General features: G+C 62.5%; 19 protein-coding genes and 1 tRNA gene. 13 read left to right on the forward strand and 7 right to left on the reverse strand.

Features of this window, described 5'->3' with window-relative positions:
* Positions 1 to 64 precede the first annotated feature (64 nt).
* Positions 65 to 277, forward strand: a complete 213-nt coding sequence (locus J3485_RS10395; RefSeq protein WP_206952383.1) for a hypothetical protein — start codon at positions 65 to 67, stop codon at positions 275 to 277.
* Between the two features lie 18 nt (positions 278 to 295).
* Here J3485_RS10395 and J3485_RS10400 read toward each other — a convergent pair whose 3' ends face one another.
* Both J3485_RS10400 and J3485_RS10405 read right to left on the reverse strand, forming a co-directional pair.
* Positions 296 to 634 (reverse strand): DMT family transporter, encoded by a 339-nt coding sequence (locus tag J3485_RS10400; protein WP_206952384.1) that lies wholly within the window; start codon positions 632 to 634, stop codon positions 296 to 298.
* A 3-nt stretch (positions 635 to 637) separates the two neighbouring features.
* The gene (locus tag J3485_RS10405; protein WP_206952385.1) at positions 638 to 1135 is read right to left on the reverse strand and encodes a heme-degrading domain-containing protein; all 498 of its coding nucleotides are present in this window, start codon (positions 1133 to 1135) and stop codon (positions 638 to 640) included.
* A gap of 168 nt (positions 1136 to 1303) precedes the next feature.
* Between J3485_RS10405 and J3485_RS10410 the strand changes: the two genes are divergently transcribed.
* The 10 genes from J3485_RS10410 (at position 1304) to J3485_RS10455 (ending at position 9624) form a co-directional block, all read left to right on the forward strand.
* Positions 1304 to 1380: transfer RNA gene (locus tag J3485_RS10410), tRNA-Met, on the forward strand.
* A gap of 341 nt (positions 1381 to 1721) precedes the next feature.
* Positions 1722 to 3122: an L-lactate MFS transporter gene (locus tag J3485_RS10415; protein WP_206952386.1), complete on the forward strand. Its 1401-nt coding sequence runs from the start codon at positions 1722 to 1724 to the stop codon at positions 3120 to 3122.
* Positions 3123 to 3135: 13 nt separating this feature from the next.
* Positions 3136 to 3267 (forward strand): MFS transporter small subunit, encoded by a 132-nt coding sequence (locus tag J3485_RS10420; RefSeq protein ID WP_206952387.1) that lies wholly within the window; start codon positions 3136 to 3138, stop codon positions 3265 to 3267.
* 148 nt (positions 3268 to 3415) lie between these two features.
* Positions 3416 to 3961, forward strand: coding sequence for an NUDIX hydrolase (locus J3485_RS10425; protein ID WP_206952388.1), 546 nt, complete (start codon positions 3416 to 3418; stop codon positions 3959 to 3961).
* 4 nt (positions 3962 to 3965) lie between these two features.
* Positions 3966 to 4703: a leucyl/phenylalanyl-tRNA--protein transferase gene (aat, locus tag J3485_RS10430; RefSeq protein ID WP_206952389.1), complete on the forward strand. Its 738-nt coding sequence runs from the start codon at positions 3966 to 3968 to the stop codon at positions 4701 to 4703.
* Positions 4704 to 4776: 73 nt separating this feature from the next.
* A complete protein-coding gene (locus J3485_RS10435; RefSeq protein WP_206952390.1) occupies positions 4777 to 5556 on the forward strand; it encodes an arginyltransferase in 780 nt (259 codons plus the stop codon).
* 140 nt (positions 5557 to 5696) lie between these two features.
* Entirely contained in the window at positions 5697 to 6740 is a 1044-nt protein-coding gene (locus J3485_RS10440; RefSeq protein ID WP_206952391.1) for a quinone-dependent dihydroorotate dehydrogenase, read from the forward strand.
* Positions 6741 to 6906: 166 nt separating this feature from the next.
* On the forward strand, positions 6907 to 7854 hold the full coding sequence (locus J3485_RS10445; RefSeq protein WP_206952392.1) for an IS5 family transposase: 948 nt from the start codon (positions 6907 to 6909) through the stop codon (positions 7852 to 7854).
* Between the two features lie 172 nt (positions 7855 to 8026).
* Positions 8027 to 8824, forward strand: coding sequence for a cystine ABC transporter substrate-binding protein (locus J3485_RS10450; protein WP_206952393.1), 798 nt, complete (start codon positions 8027 to 8029; stop codon positions 8822 to 8824).
* Between the two features lie 140 nt (positions 8825 to 8964).
* Positions 8965 to 9624 carry an amino acid ABC transporter permease gene (locus J3485_RS10455; RefSeq protein ID WP_206952394.1) on the forward strand — a complete coding sequence of 220 codons (660 nt, stop codon included), beginning with the start codon at positions 8965 to 8967 and terminating at the stop codon, positions 9622 to 9624.
* A gap of 36 nt (positions 9625 to 9660) precedes the next feature.
* On the opposite strand, the gene lepB is transcribed toward J3485_RS10455, so the two are convergent.
* The 3 genes from lepB to J3485_RS10470 form a co-directional block, all read right to left on the reverse strand.
* Positions 9661 to 10356, reverse strand: coding sequence for a signal peptidase I (lepB, locus tag J3485_RS10460; protein ID WP_206952395.1), 696 nt, complete (start codon positions 10354 to 10356; stop codon positions 9661 to 9663).
* A gap of 109 nt (positions 10357 to 10465) precedes the next feature.
* The gene (locus J3485_RS10465) at positions 10466 to 11443 is read right to left on the reverse strand and encodes a Gfo/Idh/MocA family protein (protein WP_206952396.1); all 978 of its coding nucleotides are present in this window, start codon (positions 11441 to 11443) and stop codon (positions 10466 to 10468) included.
* Positions 11444 to 11658: 215 nt separating this feature from the next.
* Positions 11659 to 12375, reverse strand: a complete 717-nt coding sequence (locus J3485_RS10470) for a FadR/GntR family transcriptional regulator (protein ID WP_206952397.1) — start codon at positions 12373 to 12375, stop codon at positions 11659 to 11661.
* 1128 nt (positions 12376 to 13503) lie between these two features.
* Here J3485_RS10470 and J3485_RS10475 point away from each other — a divergent pair.
* Positions 13504 to 14238: a Crp/Fnr family transcriptional regulator gene (locus J3485_RS10475; protein ID WP_206952398.1), complete on the forward strand. Its 735-nt coding sequence runs from the start codon at positions 13504 to 13506 to the stop codon at positions 14236 to 14238.
* A 105-nt stretch (positions 14239 to 14343) separates the two neighbouring features.
* On the opposite strand, the gene rpiA is transcribed toward J3485_RS10475, so the two are convergent.
* Both rpiA and J3485_RS10485 read right to left on the reverse strand, forming a co-directional pair.
* Positions 14344 to 15042 (reverse strand): ribose-5-phosphate isomerase RpiA, encoded by a 699-nt coding sequence (rpiA, locus tag J3485_RS10480; protein WP_206952399.1) that lies wholly within the window; start codon positions 15040 to 15042, stop codon positions 14344 to 14346.
* A gap of 99 nt (positions 15043 to 15141) precedes the next feature.
* Positions 15142 to 16011 carry an IclR family transcriptional regulator gene (locus J3485_RS10485; protein WP_206952400.1) on the reverse strand — a complete coding sequence of 290 codons (870 nt, stop codon included), beginning with the start codon at positions 16009 to 16011 and terminating at the stop codon, positions 15142 to 15144.
* A 328-nt stretch (positions 16012 to 16339) separates the two neighbouring features.
* On the opposite strand from J3485_RS10485, the gene J3485_RS10490 reads away from it, so the two are divergent.
* Positions 16340 to 17428 carry an ABC transporter ATP-binding protein gene (locus J3485_RS10490; RefSeq protein WP_206952401.1) on the forward strand — a complete coding sequence of 363 codons (1089 nt, stop codon included), beginning with the start codon at positions 16340 to 16342 and terminating at the stop codon, positions 17426 to 17428.
* Positions 17429 to 17449: the final 21 nt, after the last annotated feature.

The raw sequence follows: 17449 nt of genomic DNA on the forward strand, positions 1-17449 counted from the left end.
TTGCTGCGATTCCTACTACCTCAGTGTCGGTAAGACAACAGCAAGATTTCGAGCGACTGCCTTCATGGACAAATACTTTTTAGACGACCGCCCCGTTCCGGAACCCGACGCGTCCACCGTGTGGTTCGACTACGCCGAGCGCAACGGCATCGACGTGTCACGCGCCATCAGTCTGTGGGAAGACGCCGCCACGCCGGAGGGCGAAACCGGCAGACACGCCGTCGCGCAGGCGGGCATCCGCGTGCTGGTCGATCAAGGACGCAACCGTAAGACGTGACTCGGATCGCCCGCCCCGTCAATGCGCCTGCATCTTCGAGAAGAGATTGAGCACGACGACACCGGCCACGATCAACGATAGTCCGGCCATGGCGGCGAAATCCGGCACCTGACGATAGAGCACCATCGCCACCAGCGTGATGAGCACGATGCCGACCCCGGACCAAATCGCATAGACGATACCGACGGGCATCGTCTTGAGTGTCATCGACAAGCAATAGAAGGCGAGCGCGTACCCGGCGACGACGACGAGCGCCGGCGCCAGCCGCGTGAAACCCTCCGATGCGCGCAAAGCCGACGTGCCGATCACTTCGGCGACGATCGCGATCGCCAACCAAACATATCCAGAGCCGCGCATCGATCAAACCTCATCGAGCGCGAGCTCGGCGAAATCGTGATCGAGCTCGGCGCACAGCGCTTCGACGACGAGTTCGTGATCGGCCCGCTGCGAGAGCCCCGACACGGTGACGGCGCCGATCGCGCCGACGCCCGCGAGCGTAATCGGGAACGAGCCGCCAGCCGCGGCATACTCGGCCGCGGGCAGGCCGTACTTGTCGGCGAGCGTCGCGCCCGACTGCTGCAAGCGCAGCGCAATTGCGTAGGAACTGCGACGAAAGTGCGCGACGACGTTGCTCTTGCGCCGCACCCACGCAGCATTGTCGGGTGCGGTCCCATCGAGCACGCTGAAAAAAAGCGGCAAGCCGAACGTGCGGACGTCGATGGCGAGCACGTGGTTTCGCGCGATAGCCAGCTCGCGCAGGAAAGCGCCGAGCGCCCACGCGCGGGTTGCGTCGAATCGCGGAAAGACGAGCACCCGTTCCTGCTTTGCAATCGCTTGGAGGTCGTGATCGAGGTTCATGAGCCGATTCTAGCGCAGCGGCATCGATCCCCGCGTTCGCAAACGCGTCGCGTGTTTGGCGTGTCCCGTCGAGTTCGTCGGCTTCATCGGCTTCCCGCCAATGCCATGCGCTGTCGATTGCTGTTGCACGGCAACATGGTTTCCCCTATAATCTCATCTTTCGACGGACGCGGGGTGGAGCAGTCTGGCAGCTCGTCGGGCTCATAACCCGAAGGTCGTAGGTTCAAATCCTACCCCCGCAACCAAAAACGCCAAAACCAAAACGCTCCCAAAACGCTCGTCGACACGCTGCAAACGCGAAATAAAACGGAAGGTGTACGCCAAAGCGCCCTTTCAAACGCAAATGCACCGCGAAAACATCGAAGCCTGATCCCTGGATCAGGCTTTTTTGTTTCTCCAACCCCTAGATGCCTCCTCGTTCCCTCGCTTCCGCGCGGCATCCGTCGCAACCCTTTATGCATTCCGGTTTCCTATTGCGCACGGTAATCGCGGCTCCTATCGTTGAGTAGGCAACAACCAAAGCTGTATGACAAGCGCCGCATGCTCGCCGACAGCCTAACAACAACGATAGTTATGGAGACCCCCTGTGAACAGCATGACCGACCCGACCGGCCTCGCCGGCGCACCCCCATTTTTTTCGAAGCAAGCGACCGTTGCCAAGCCCGGTTTTTCGCGCTGGATGGTGCCTCCCGCCGCCCTCGCGGTGCACCTGTGCATCGGCCAGGCCTATGCCTTCTCCGTGTTCAACGGGCCATTGACGAAAGTCATCGGCATCACGCAATCGGCACCCAATGACTGGTCGCTGACCACGCTCGGCTGGATCTTCTCGTTGGCGATCGTCTTCCTCGGGCTGTCGGCCGCGTTCGCGGGCAAGTGGCTCGAACACGTCGGGCCGCGCCGCACGATGTTGACGGCTGCGTGCTGTTTCGGTGGCGGCTTCCTGATTTCCGCGATTGGGGTATGGCTGCATCAGATCGTGCTGCTGTATCTCGGCTACGGCGTGATCGGCGGGATCGGGCTCGGCCTCGGCTACGTCTCGCCCGTGTCCACGCTGATCCGCTGGTTCCCCGACCGCCGCGGCATGGCGACGGGCATGGCCATCATGGGCTTCGGCGGCGGCGCGATGATTGCCGCGCCGCTCTCGGTAGCGCTGATGAAGCACTTCAAAAGCGCGACGAGCGTGGGCGTGGCAGAAACGTTCGTCGTGCTCGGCATCGTCTACTTCATCTCGATGACGATCGGCGCACTGGCGATCCGCGTGCCGCCGGCCGATTGGAAGCCGGCCGGCTGGGTGCCTCCCGACACGGCGCACAAGATGATCACGCGCAATCACGTGCACATCGATCAAGCCCTGACGACGCCGCAGTTCTACCTCGTCTGGCTCGTGCTGTTCCTGAACGTGACGGCCGGCATCGGCATTCTCGGCCAGGCGTCCGTCATGATTCAGGAAAGCTTCAAGAACACGGTGACGCCGGCCGCCGCGGCCGGTTTCGTCGGTCTGCTCTCGCTGTTCAACATGGGCGGGCGATTCGTTTGGGCCTCGTCCTCGGACAAGCTCGGGCGCAAGAACACCTACTCCGTGTTCTTCGTGCTCGGCGCCGTGCTCTATTACTTCGTGCCCAACTTCGCGACGACGGGCAACATCGCTTTGTTCGTGCTCTCGTATTGCGTGATTCTGTCGATGTACGGCGGCGGGTTCTCCACCGTTCCGGCGTATCTGGCCGATCTGTTCGGCACGGCCTTCGTCGGCGGCATTCACGGACGCCTGCTGACGGCATGGGCCGCCGCCGGCGTGGCAGGCCCGGTACTCGTGAACTACATCCGCGCCTATGAGGTCGCACACGGCGTTGCCAAGGCCGATGCCTACACGATGACGGTCCACATCATGGCCGCGCTGCTCGTCGTCGGCTTTATCTGCAACTTGCTCGTCAAGCGCGTCGACGCCAAGCATCACATGAGCGACGCACAACTCGCGGCGGAAGGCTAAGGAGATCCGGGCAATGGAAAACGCTACGCAAACCACCCAGCAAACGAGCGCCCTCAGTCTCATCGTGTTTTGGGCCTACGTGCTCATCCCGCTGATCTGGGGCGTCGTCAATACCCTGACCCAGGCCATGAAGCTCTTCGGCTGATCGCACCGACGCGCCGCATACGCACCGAGCCGGGCAATGCCCGGCTCTTTTTTTGCATCGGGCGGCACGGGGTCCGAACATAACGGCGGCGTGCAGCACGCCGCGCGCCCGGTGATACACTCGCATCACTCTGTTCCGCGCGCCCCCTATGAAATTCTGCTCAGTCTGCGGCCACGCAGTCAGCTTACGCATTCCACCCGGTGACAATCGCGAGCGTTTCGTCTGCGAAAGCTGCGGCACCGTGCATTATCAGAATCCCCGCAACGTCGTGGGCACCGTTCCCGTCTGGGAAGACAAGGTGCTGCTGTGCCGTCGCGCAATCGAGCCGCGCTACGGCTATTGGACCCTGCCGGCGGGCTTCATGGAAATGGGCGAGACGACGGCCGAAGCCGCCTCGCGCGAAACGCTCGAGGAAGCCGGCGCGCGTGTGGAGGTGCAGCATTTGTTCTCGCTGCTGAACGTCCCGCACGTCCATCAAGTGCATATGTTCTATCTCGCCCGTCTGCTCGATATCAACGTCGAGGCCGGCGAGGAGAGCCTGGAAGTACGCCTGTTCGACGAGGCGGACATCCCGTGGGACGACATCGCCTTCCCGACGGTGGGACAAACGCTACGCTTTTTCTTCGCTGACCGTTCGGCCGGCAGCTACGGGCTGCATACCGGCGACATCTTCCGCTCGCTGCGCGACGGCTGAGCGCATGGTTCCTTGGCTCGGCCCCGACGATCCCTTTCCGCCCGTCGAGCGCGCGCTCGGCCACGCGAGCGGCGCGCCCGGCTTGCTTGCCGCCAGTTCCGATCTGCTGCCATGGCGGGTTGTCGAAGCCTACCGCCAAGGCATCTTTCCGTGGTACTCGGACGGCCAGCCCGTTCTGTGGTGGAGCCCCGATCCGCGGATGGTGCTGCTGCCGCGCGAATTCAAAGTCTCGCCGTCGCTGCGCAAAACGCTCAAGCGCGTGCTGCACGATCCGCGCTGGGACGTGCGCGTCGATGCCGACTTCCCCGCCGTCATGCGCAGTTGCGCGCAAGCGCCGCGCCGCGGCCAGCGCGGCACTTGGATCACTGCCGAGATCATCGATGCGTACGCGTCGCTGCATCGCATCGGCAATGCGCACAGTATCGAAGCGTGGCTCGACGGCCAGCGCGTGGGCGGCCTCTACGGCGTCTCGCTCGGCAGGATGTTCTTCGGCGAATCGATGTTCGCGCACGTGAGCGACGCGTCGAAGATCGCGCTAGCAGCGCTCGTCGGGCACCTGCGCCGTCACGAAATAGAAATGATAGACTGCCAGCAGAACACGCCGCATTTGGCGTCCCTTGGCGGGCGCGAAATCGCGCGCAAGACGTTCGTCGCCCATGTCGGCACCGCCGTGGCCGAGGCACCGATACCGTGGTGCTTCGATAAAACGGCGCTGCTCGAAGTCCTGCCGCATGCGGTGTAGGTTGACGCTCGCGCCGCCCGCCGATGGTCGAGGCGGCACGCTAGAACAACGGACGATGCATTGAGAGCCGCCGATGACTCACCCGAATGAGCTGCCGCTTTCACCGCTTTCCGCACTGCAGTTTTACGCGACCGCGCCCTATCCCTGCAGCTATCTGGAAGGCCGCATCGCGCGCTCGCAAGTCGCAACGCCGAGCCACCTGATCAACTCCGATGTCTACACCGAGCTTGTCAAGGCTGGATTCCGGCGCTCGGGCGTGTTCACCTACCGGCCCTATTGCGAAGGCTGCCGCGCCTGCGTGCCCGTGCGCGTACCGGTGGCCGCGTTTGCGCCGAACCGCACGCAGCGGCGCATCTGGAAGCGGCATGGGACACTCGTCGCCTCGGTCGCGCCGCTGCACTACGAAGAAGAGCACTATGTGCTCTACATGCGCTACCAGGCCGCGCGTCATGCGGGCGGCGGGATGGATCGCGACAGCCGGGACCAGTACGAGCAATTCCTGCTGCACAGCCGGATCAACTCGCGCCTCGTCGAGTTCCGTGAGCCGCCCGATTCGCCAAGCGATGCCGGCGCACTACGCATGGTCAGCATGATCGATATCCTCGGCGACGGCCTCTCGTCGGTCTATACGTTCTTCGAACCGGACGCGCCGCACGCGAGCTACGGCACCTACAACATCCTTTGGCAAATCGAGCAAGCGCGGAGCCTGGGGCTGCCATACGTCTATCTCGGCTACTGGATACGTGAGAGCCCGAAGATGGCTTACAAGGCGAATTTCCGGCCGCTCGAAGGGCTCGTGGACGGATGCTGGGCGCCGCTCGGCACCACGGCTACCGATGCCGCTCGCACCTGACGCAGGGGTCGACGCGCGCTCGGCAATCCGGCAAGTGGCGGCGGCCGCGCCACGCGGTCGCGCGAATTACCACGCCAGTGTCCGGCACCCTGACCGAAACCGCTAAAATAGCCGGTTTTCTTTTTCCCACCGACCCTTCCGTGCTCAGCTCCCTTTACCCGCTCGTTCGCAGCCGTCTCTTTCGCATGGATGCGGAAGATGCCCACCACCTCACGCTAGGCATGCTCGGCGCCGCCGGCCGCACCGGGCTTGCGCGCCTACTCGCGCCGCACGTGCCCGATTTGCCGCGTACCGTGATGGGCATTGCCTTCCGCAATCCGGTCGGCCTCGCGGCCGGGCTCGACAAGGAAGGCGCCTGCATCGACGGGCTCGCCGCACTCGGCTTCGGTTTCATCGAGGTCGGCACCGTCACGCCGCGCGCGCAGCCCGGCAATCCCCGCCCGCGCATCTTCCGGCTTCCCGAAGCGGGCGCGCTCATCAACCGAATGGGCTTCAACAACGACGGCGTCGATCAGTTCGTCAAGAACGTGCAGGCCGCGCGCTATCGCGGGCCGCTCGGCCTGAACATCGGCAAGAACGCCGATACGCCGATCGAGCGCGCCGCCGAAGATTATTTGTACTGCCTCGAACGCGTCTATCCGTTTGCGAGCTATGTGACGATCAACATCTCGTCGCCGAACACGAAGAACTTGCGGCAACTGCAAGGCGCGAACGAACTCGACGCGCTCATTGGCGCGCTGAAGGACAAGCAGCAGCGTCTCGCCGACCTGCACGGCAAGCTCGTGCCGCTCGCGCTGAAGATCGCGCCCGATCTCGACGACGAGCAGATCGAGGCGATCGCCGACACGCTGCTGCGCCACGGCATCGAAGGCGTCATCGCCACCAATACCACGCTCTCTCGCGCAGCCGTCACAGGCATGGCGCATGCGGACGAAACCGGCGGGCTATCGGGCAAGCCCGTCTTCGATGCATCGAACGCCGTCATCCGCAAGCTGCGCGCGCAAGTGGGCGATGCAGTCGCCATCATCGGCGTGGGCGGCATCGCCTCGGGCGAGGACGCCGTGGCGAAACTCGCCGCAGGGGCGTCGCTCGTGCAGGTCTATACCGGGTTCATCTATCGCGGCCCGGCGCTCGTCGGCGAATGCGTCGACGCGATCGCTCACATGCATACGGCACGTATATAGACATAAACAAACGATATTTATGGCCTGATTGCAATTTCGCTATCATGGCTGCACTCGCGAAGGCGCGCTGGTGCGCTTTGCCAAGGGAACCTCTGATCAAGTGACGACCCGGGGGCTTGTGGGTAAGATGCTCGCCGACACGAACGAACCAAGAACAAGAAGGACGATGAAGCAGATCAGCTTTGCAACGCTGGCCGAGACGGGCAAGAAACGCAGGACCAAGCGCGAGCGGTTCCTCGAAGAGATGGAGCAGGTGGTGCCGTGGGCGAAGCTGATTGCATTGATCGAACCGCACTACCCGAAAGCGGGCCGAGGTCGCCGGCCGCGCGGCTTGGAAACGATGCTGCGCATTTACTTCATGCAGCAATGGTTCAACTTGTCCGATCCGGGCATGGAAGACACGCTCTATGACGTGCCGTGCATGCGGGCGTTCGCGAAGCTGGACCTGTTCGACGAGTCGATGCCGGACGAAACGACGATCCTGAAGTTTCGGCGCCTGCTGGAGCAGCACCGGTTGATGGCAGCGATCATGAACACGATCAACGAGGTGCTGGAGGGCAAGGGCCTGCTGCTCAAGGGCGGCACGATGGTCGATGCGACGATCATTCATGCACCGCCGTCGACCAAGAACGAGAGCAAGCAACGCGATCCCCAGATGCACCAGACGAAAAAGGGCAACAACTGGTTCTTCGGCATGAAGATTCATGTGGGAGCAGACGTGGACAGCGGACTGGTCCATACGGTCTCGGTGACGCCGGCCAACGCGCCGGATGTGAGCCAGTTGCCCAAACTGCTGCGCGAAGACGACCGGGCCGTATTCGGCGACAAAGGCTACGTCGATAATCGCATCAAGCGCGCGGCGCGTCAGGCAGGCGTGTTCTGGGGCGTGTCGCTCAAAGCGAGCGCGCAGCACAAGCTGTCCGGGGCGAACAAGCGGTTCAACCGGAAGATGTCGTCGATTCGCAGCCGAGTCGAGCATGTGTTTCGCGTTATCAAGCGGCAATTCGGCTATAGCAAGGTGCGCTACAAGGGACTGGCGAAGAACGCGGCCCAAGTGTTCACCTTGATCGGGCTGACCAATCTCTATCTGGCGAGGCGAGCGATGCTGACGTAAGCGGGGAAGATGCGTCCGCTGCACGCCCAGCGGGCGCACACCGGGGCGAAAAGCCACGGGATCAGCGGGAAATCGGGCGTATTTCAGACCCACCCCAAAAAAATCGGCCCTTCCGGCCGATCGGCAACGCATCAGCAGAACCTGTTCAGAGGTTCCCAAGGAGACGAAGACGATGAAACTAACGAAGCTCAAGCACATCCTGACGGCCGGGTTGATCGGCATGACCTTCGTAGCGGCCACGGCGCACGCCGAGGATCTGCTCGATCAAGTCAAAGCGCGCGGCACGCTGCGCATCGGCTGCGAAGGGACGTTCCCGCCGTTCGACTCGAAGGCGGCGAACGGCGAGCTCGTCGGGTTCGACGTCGACATCGCCAAGGCCGTCGCCGCGAAGCTCGGCGTGAAGCCCGAGTTCATCACGACCGAGTGGAGCGGGATCATCGCCGGGTTGCAAGCGGGCAAGTTCGACGTGATCGTCAATCAGGTCGGCATCACCCCCGAACGCCAAAAGGCGCTCGATTTTTCACCCGGCTACACGTTCTCGGGTGCCGAGCTGATTCAGCGCAAGAACGACGATCGCCAATTCAAGTCGCTCGAAGACTTGAAGGGACATAAGCTCGGCGTCGGTCTAGGCACGAACTACATGGACATGGCGAAGTCGGTGCCGGGCATCGACGTCAAGACGTATCCGGGCGCGCCCGAGTACCTGAGCGATCTTTCGGCCGGGCGCATCGACGCAGCGCTGAACGACCGCTTGATGGTGGCTTACCTGCTCAAGAACTCGCAGTTGCCGCTGCGCCCCGGTGCGATGGTCGGCTCGGCCAATCCTTCGGGGATTCCGTTCAAGAAGGACAATCCGAAATTTGCGAAGGCGATCGACGATGCGATGGCGCAACTCGAAGCCGATGGGACGTTCGCGAAGATTTCCGACAAGTGGTTTGGTATCGACGTGACGAAGCCGACAGCCAAATAAACGGCAAGCCGGACAGTTAAGCGCACGAGGGCGGCATCACATAGATGCCGCCCTTCGCTTTTGTGGCGCGTATATCATGTGCGCTCGCGTACGCAGCGCTTACCGGCAAAACTCGTTAGCGGTCCTTAACAATAAACGCCATGTCCACCACCACCCTGCTCGTTCAATCGATGCCCGTGCTCGCGCAGGGCGCCGTCTTGACGGTCAAGTTCGCGGTTCTGTCGATGATCTTCGGGCTCGTCGCAGCCGTCTTCCTTGCGCTGATGGGCATCAGCCACAGCAAGCCGCTCAATTGGATCGCGCGGATCTACGTGAGCATCATGCGCGGTACACCGCTGCTCGTGCAGATCTTCGTCATTTATTACGGACTGCCAAGTATCGGGATCTCGCTCGATCCCACGCCGGCCGGCGTCATCGCGCTATCGGCGAACGTCGCGGCGTATCTATCGGAAAGCATGCGCGGCGCGATCAACGGCATCCAGCGAGGCCAATGGCTCGCCGCCTATAGTCTCGGGCTCTCGCGCCGCCAAACCCTGCGCTACGTGATCGGGCCGCAGGCGCTGCGTATCGCCGTGCCCAGCCTGTCGAACAGCCTGATCAGCCTCATCAAGGACACGTCGCTCGTCTCGGTCATTACGGTCACCGAACTCTTACGCAGCGCGCAGGAGATCATCGCATCGACCTATCAGCCGCTACCGCTCTACCTCGCCGCGGCGGGCGTCTACTGGGTGCTGTGCCAAGTGCTCGAATGGGTGCAGCACCGCTACGAGCGCCGGCTCGCCTTGCCGACGCGCCATTGAGCGGTTGGATCGGTTGGATCGGTTGGATCGGTTCGATCAGTTCGAAGCGAGCGGCTGGTCGAGCGGGGCACCGAACCGGCTCAAGCGCGGTAAAAAGAAGTGCGACGGATCGAGCGAAAATGCCACGTTGCGCGCGCGCCCCATGACCTCCTTGCGCGGCATGAAACCGAAATAGCGGGAATCGGCGCTGTCGTCGCGATTATCGCCAAGCATCAGGTACTCGCCCGCCGGCACCGTCACGGGCCCGAACGAGCTCATGGGGCTCGGTGCCATTGGCGAAAGGCGCACGACGTGCGAGACGCCGTCGAATCGCTCCGTCAAATAGACGCCCGCGCCCGGCGGCACGTCATGCATCGGCGGCTTGGCGAGCGGCCGATAGTCGGCACGCACGCCGTTCACGTAGAGCACGTTGTCGCGCAGCGCGACGACATCGCCCGGCACCCCGATCACGCGCTTGACGAGCAACTCGTGAGCGGCCTTTGAATCGATCGTGACGATGTCGCCGCGCCGTGGGTCGCCCAAATGCACGAGCGAGATATGCGTGAGCGGCACGCGCAGGTCGTACGCCATCTTGTCCACGAAGATGCGATCGCCGATGCGAATCGTCGGCAGCATCGAGCCGCTCGGCACGACATTCCAATCCGCAATCGCACTGCGAAACAGCACCATCAGAAACAGAAAGGCGATCAGATTCTTGTTCGAGCGCCACAGATTGGCGAAATGCTTGGACATGAAAAGCCGCTCCTCGTTGAACGATCTTGAACTTCGCGCCGCCGGCCGCCCCAGGGCAAAGAGGTGGACGATACGGCGAACACGAGGCCGCATCGTAGCACTGCCGGCGCTACTCGCCCGGAAAAACCAGCCCGAGCGCCGCACGCGCCGCATCGGTCATCGACACCATCTGTAGCGACTTTGCGTGCGTCATGACGGGGCTCTCGAGCACACCCGCGCGAATCAGCTCGCAAAAATGCTCCGTCTCGTAGTTGAGGCCGCCGCCTTCGAAAGGCACGTTCAGTTCGACCACGCGACCGTCGACATAACTGACGGTGGCACGTACGGGATTCCACCACTTCTCGTGAATCCAGACATGGCCATGCGGCCCCGCGAGCAGCGCATCGCCCTTACCGTCCAAATCGAGCCCGCAAAAGAGTTGCGCAACGCCGGCTTCATGCCGGCTGTGCACGCTCGCGAACGTATCGACGCCCGAGCGCCCGAGCCGCCCTAACGTATGCACGTCGAGCGGCGCGCCGAGCCAATCGACGGCGAGGAACATTTCGTAGATGCCGATATCGAGCAGCGCACCGCCCCCTTCGGCCAGCGAGAACGACGGATGATCGGGCGGCACGTTGGCCATCGAACAACCGGCGCGAACAAGACCCACGGGCCCGATCGGATCGTCTTGTAGATGCGCGCGCAACTTGCGATAGAGCGGAAAGAACGGCGGCTTCATCGCCTCCATGAAAAGGCGTTGCGAGGCACGCGCTGTCTCTAGCACGGTTTCGAGCTGACGCCTGTTGAGCGTCGCGGGCTTTTCGCAGAGCACGTGCTTGCCGGCCAAAAGCGCCGCGCGCGCGTATTGCGCGTGGCTGTCGTTGAGCGTGGCGATGTAGACAGCGTCGACGTCGCTCGCGAGCAGCGCATCCAAGCTGTCGCATGCATCTCCCCCGTATCGCTCGACGAACGCCGCCACGCTTTCGCCGCGACGCGACCATACGCGCGCAATTCGCGCATCGCGAACATGCGCGAGCCCTTGAGCGAAGCGGCGCGCGATGTGCCCTGCGCCCACAACGCCCCATTTGATCGTTCGAATTTCGCTCATCGTCTAATCCCTTCTTCGTTGCACGACGGATCGATTGCTCCATCCGTCCGCGGTATTCGCGGTATAGGCCAATGGCCAATAGTGCCCGCCATGATAAGACGCTGCGCGACGCGATATGTTCTATTCCCGCGAAATGAGAAGAACGATCACTTCTTTCTTTAAATGAAAAGACCGGCGCATTCTGTCGCCGGTCTTTTCATATCATGCATATTTCGCTATCGACGGTTCGGCATTTCCACCGAAAATTCGCGGCTGATTTCGTCGGCTGCAAAGTCGATGACGGCAAGCGCCGCCGCTTCGGCTTCCTTGGGATCTCGACGTTCGATCGCTTCGACGAGGCGCTCGTGCGTGCGCACCGAAATCTCCCATGCACCCGGCTTCTGGCTCAGCATCGGATGCGTGGCCGACAGCGCGCCGCGAATAATGGCCGCCATCTGTTGGAAAAACTGATTGCCGCTCGCATGGACGATGCGCGTATGCAACAGTTCGTCGGCCGCTTGATAGCCGGCGTCGCCCGGCGCGAGCGTTTTAAACACCTCGAACGCCTCGCGGATCGCCGCCACTTCCGCCACGCTTGCGCGCGAGGCCGCTTGCCCCGCGGCACGCGGCTCGATCAGCATCCGAAACTCGATGACGTCGCGCATGAATTGCGGATCGGGCTTCGCGCGAAACCGCCAATTCACGACGTCCTCGTCGATCATGCGCCAATCGCGCATCGGCCGGATACGCGTGCCCACCTTCGGCCGGACGTCGAGCATATCGCGCGCTAGCAACATCGACAGCGCTTCGCGCATGACCGTGCGGCTCACGTCGAACTCTTTCGACAGCACGTCCTGCGGCGGCAGAATCGCGCCGTACTTTTCCTCGACGATCCCGCTGACGAGCCCGTCCATGACCTTGCTCACCAGCGAACGGTCTTTGCCCTGCTCCATAATTCCCCCCGATGCGCCATGCGACGCTTCTTTGCCTGTTTCATTGCGCACCTTTCGCAAAACCGCGGCCGGTAAGCGATACGGTGCTTCGATCCGTCGCGGCGCGCCATTGGGAAACGCCTGAACAGGGTTATCCCTCTGACGAAATGGTGCGACCGCACACCGATTCGTCGTCGCACCAGGGCATCGCGCTCACGCGCTCCCATTTATTTCGGACACCTGCATAATTTTTCGCCAACGCGCCACGCTGCCCTGCGCGCTCTACGTCTGCCATACATTCGACCGCGGGCGAAACATTTCGTTGTCCGAAACAATGTAAGACGAATCGTCATGGCTGCACGGTACGTCGCGTGAACTCGTACTACCGTTCGCCATCGCACTCACATCGAGGACTTCATTGGCCATTGGGGCATTTACGCAACGACACCGTATTTCCGCCGTGTCTCAACAATGAGTCATTTACGACGCGCCGCTTTTTATCCGAACGAGCAACGTCGCATCGCCGCGCCGCAGCCTTGCCGCGGCGCTGTTGAAGCCTTGGGCCGCGCGCCGCCGCCAAGCGTTTGAAACGGCCCGGCCCGAGGACCCTAGCGCATCAGGCGTGAGCCAGGTCCGACGAAAGGAGGCATCGCAACGCACTGCGTGCGTCGTGCAACACAACTGAATCAAATCGCGAGGGCACCGCACGCTCGCGCCATGCCGCCGCGCGCGGATGCGGATACGCACGCCGCGCGAGCGCTCCGTCAAAGCTCAAGCCGATCAACGACTTAAGCCATCAATTTGAAAGCGCCTCGATAGGAGTGCCGGCGTCGAGGCGATTGTGCAGATTTGAAACAAAAAGCGGGGGTAGCCCACATTGGCAGCGATGCGGCATCGACCGTCGCACGTCAAGCCCCGCTGCCACAGGGCTTGGCATGATCCTCGCTGAACTCGGCTCGCAAACCGAGCGCTGCCGCACAGACGGCGCCACGGCCAGGGAGACAGGCCAAACACGCCGGACCTGCGAGCACCGAACCGATGACGGTTCGCTTTTAACGTTGCTCGCGAAAATCGCCGGCCCAGCAACAAGAAGCCGCAAGAGCACGTGCGCACAGGGCGCACGCCGCGGCAAACCACCGAGGACCGATCATGTTGACGCTACAATCCGACCTCCACGGCAATCACCTACTCGGCGCACTGCCGTCGCAAGAATGGCAAGCGCTGACGCCACATCTTGAATTGGTCCATCTCCGTACGGAACAATTGCTTTGCGACTGCGGGCATAAGATCCATCACGTTTATTTCCCGACGACGGCCATCATCTCGATCCTCTCGATGATGGAAGACGGCGGCTCGGTCGAGCTCGCCGCCGTCGGCCGCGAGGGCATGACGGGCGTACAAGTGCTCACGGGCGGCGAAACGATGCCGAGCCGCGTACAAGTGCAATGCTCCGGCTTCGCCTATCGGATGAGCGCGCAACAGCTCAAGCAGGAAATCGCGCGTTCCGATTTGCTGCGCCGGCTGATGCTGCTCTACATGCAAGCGCTGCTGACGCAGGTTGCGCAGACAGCCGCCTGCAATCGGCATCATTCGTTGAGCAAGCAACTATGTCGTTGGCTGCTGATCGAGATCGACCGCGCCGCAACGAACGAGCTGGCCGTGACGCAGCAGTTGATCGCCGATATGCTCGGCGTGCGGCGCGAAGGCATTACGGAAGCTGCCGGCAAGCTGCATGATCAAGGTTTGATCCATCACAGCCGCGGGCACATCAAAGTGCTCGACCGGAAAGGCCTCGAAACGCGCGCCTGCGAATGCTATGGGCTCGTGAAGCGCGAGTTCGACCGCTTGCTGCCCAGTCTTCAGCAAACGGATACGGTGATCTGAGCTGTACAACGAGGGCCGTCGAGCGGCAGGGATCGAGGCGAATGCTTCGGATCCCTAAATAATCGCTCGAACGACTTTCAGCGCGGGTTGGATTCGCTTTTTGATTTAGCGAATCGAGCGGTAGTCGATCGCCTCGACGCCTTGGTCCGTGCCGAGTAGGCAGAAATCGGCGCCGCGGCTCGCGAACAAGCCGACGGTGACGACGCCCGGCCACGCGTTGATCTCGGCTTCGAGCGCGCAGGGGTCGCTGATCGTCAACCGTTTGACGTCGAGGATTTCGTTGCCGTTGTCAGTGACGTAAGGCGCACCGTCTTGCGTCACGCGCAGCACAGGCACGCCGCCGAGCGCCATCAGCCGGCGCCCGATCGCGGTGCGGGCCATCGGCACGACCTCGACCGGCAGCGGATAGCCGCCGAGCACCGGCACGCGCTTGGACGCGTCGGCGATGCAAACGAATACCTCGGACACCGAAGCGACGATCTTCTCGCGCGTCAGCGCCCCGCCGCCGCCTTTGATCATGGCGCCTTTCGGGTCGATTTCGTCGGCGCCGTCGACATACACCGGCAGCGATTCGATTTCGTTCAGATCGAACACCTTGATGCCGTGCTGCTGCAGCCGCGCAGTCGTGGCGATCGAGCTCGACACCGCGCCGCGGTAGCGGTGCTTGTGGGTCGCAATCGCATCGATGAAACAGTTCGCGGTCGAGCCGGTGCCGACGCCGATCACGGCGCCGTCGGCCACGTTGGCATTGACATAGTCGGCGGCGGCTTGGCCAACCAATCGTTTGAGTTCGTCTTGAGTCATGATCTGAGCGGAGAAATACGAGCGAAAGGCGTGAGTTTACCGGAGTTGGAGTTGGGCACGCCCGTTGCCGCCGATAGAGTCATATCGTCACGCAACGCGTCAAGCATCGGTCGTCGCGGCGAGACCATGTGCGGGACGCCGCTTGAGCGCGACGTCGAAGGGATTGGTCAGCGGGCCGATCGAGTCGGCCTGACGTTTCAACAGTTCGACCACCATCGGCAGACGGTCGTCGCCGAGCCGCGACGCCAGCGTGCCCACGCTCAAAGCGGCCACGGCGCAACCCGTCTGATCGAGAATCGGCACGGCGACGCCCGCCATGCCTTCGAGCACGCCGCTGTTGCGCGCGGCATAGCCGAGCTGCCGCACGCGCTCGATCTCCGTGCGCAGATATACCTCATCGAGCACGCCATAGCCGCGGATGCGCGGCACGTTGAAGCGGATGATCTCTTCACGCTCGGCCTCGGGCAGAAACGCGAGGATCGCGAGACTCCCTTGCCCGACGCCGAGAGCGATCCGGCCGCCCACGTCGTTCGTAAACGAGCGAATCGGGAATGGGCCCTCGCAAAGATCGAGGCATACCGCATCGAAGCCGCTCTTGGCCAGCAAGAAGATCGTCTCGCCCAGGCTCGCGCACAGCCGCAACAATGCGGGCCGGCACAGTGCGCGGATGCCGCCGGGATTGCCGGCCTGCGCCGCGAGCGCAAAAAAATCGACGCCGAGCCGATAGAGCTTCGAGCGCTCGTCCTGCTCGACGATGCCCTCCGCGATCAGCGCGCGCAGAATTCGATGCGTCGTTCCCTGCGTCAGCCCCACGGCCTTCGCAAGCTGTGTCACACGTGCGCCGCTCGCTTGCAGCGACGCCAGCGCACGCACGAGCGCGAACGCGCGCGGCAGCATTCCAACACCGGGCGTATCCGTGCTTTCGTCGCCGCCTTTGCTCGCATCGTCTCGCGTTGCCTTATCGCTCATAGGGCAATCCTCCGTTTCACTCAATGGAATGCTTTTCTGCAATTCGTTCGCCCGCGCAGTATCGCAGCTTTTTGGCGTTGCTCGCTTTGGGCTCTTGACGTGCAAGGGGAAACCCTCACTGCACGCCGTGAAATTCGTCTACCTCTCAAGCGCTCTCGTGTTCCGTTTATCGGAATATTTCTGCTTTTCCTATCGATGAACGGAATTCTAAATTGACGCGACCTATATGGCTGGACAGAATCGGCTGTGCCTGATGCCCCGATGCCCGAGTACCTCGTAAGCACTTCGTAATAACATCGCAAGGGCCTCGCTTATAGGGAGCCGAATCATGTCGTTCCTCACGCTTGCCGATGTTTCGAAGTCGTTCGGCAATCTGCACGCGGTCACCGATTTGAATTTGTCGGTAGAAAAAGGCGAATTCGTGTCGCTGCTCGGCCCCTCGGGTTGCGGCAAGACAACGACGTTGCAGATGATCGCCGGCTTCGTCGAAACGACGAGCGGCCGCATCGTTCTCGACGGCCGCGACATCACCGACATGAAGCCGAATCAGCGCGGGCTCGGCATCGTCTTCCAAAGCTATGCGTTGTTTCCGCATATGACGGTCGCGCAAAACGTGCGCTTCGGCCTCGAAATGCGCCGCGTCGGCAAAGCCGAAAGCGAAGCGCGCGTGCGCGACGCGCTCTCGCTCGTGCGTCTCGATGCGCTGGCCGATCGCTTTCCGCGCGAGTTGTCGGGTGGCCAGCGTCAGCGCGTCGCGATAGCGCGCGCAATCGTGATCGCCCCGCCCGTCTTGCTGCTCGATGAGCCGATGTCGAACCTCGACGCCAAACTACGCGAAGAGATGCAGTTCGAATTGCGGACCATCCAGCGCCGAATCGGCACGACGACGATCATGGTCACGCACGATCAGTCGGAGGCGCTCTCGATCAGCGACCGCGTCGTCGTCATGGAAGCGGGCCGCATCACGCAAGTGGACACGCCGTATCGGGCTTACGAGCGCCCGGAGAATCGCTTCGTCTCGGAGTTCATCGGCAAAGCCAATCTGTTTTCGGGCACCGTCGTCGCGACCGACGACGCGCACACGCATGTGGACGTCGGTGCCGATCGCATCGAAGTCGGCCACGCCCCGCACGGGCGGCAAAGCGATGCTCCGCGTATCGGCGATGCCGTGACGGTGTGCATTCGGCCGGAGAAGGTGCATCTGAACGCATCGGGGTCCGGCCGCTTGCCCGCCACCGTGACGAGCCGTTTCTTCTTGGGCAGCCAGTGGCTCTATCGCGTCGATTGCAGGCTTGGCGAAGTGCTCGTTTGCTGCCAGAACGAAGGCGACGAGCCCATCGCCGAGGGCGAAGCGGTCGGCATCGATTGGAAGCGCGAAGCGGTGCGCTTCGTCTCCGCGGGAGCACGACATGACTGATGCAACGCTCGAAGCAGGCAC

It is taken from the genome of Trinickia acidisoli, assembly GCF_017315725.1.
In the GTDB taxonomy this organism is placed as follows: Bacteria; Pseudomonadota; Gammaproteobacteria; order Burkholderiales; family Burkholderiaceae; genus Trinickia; species Trinickia acidisoli.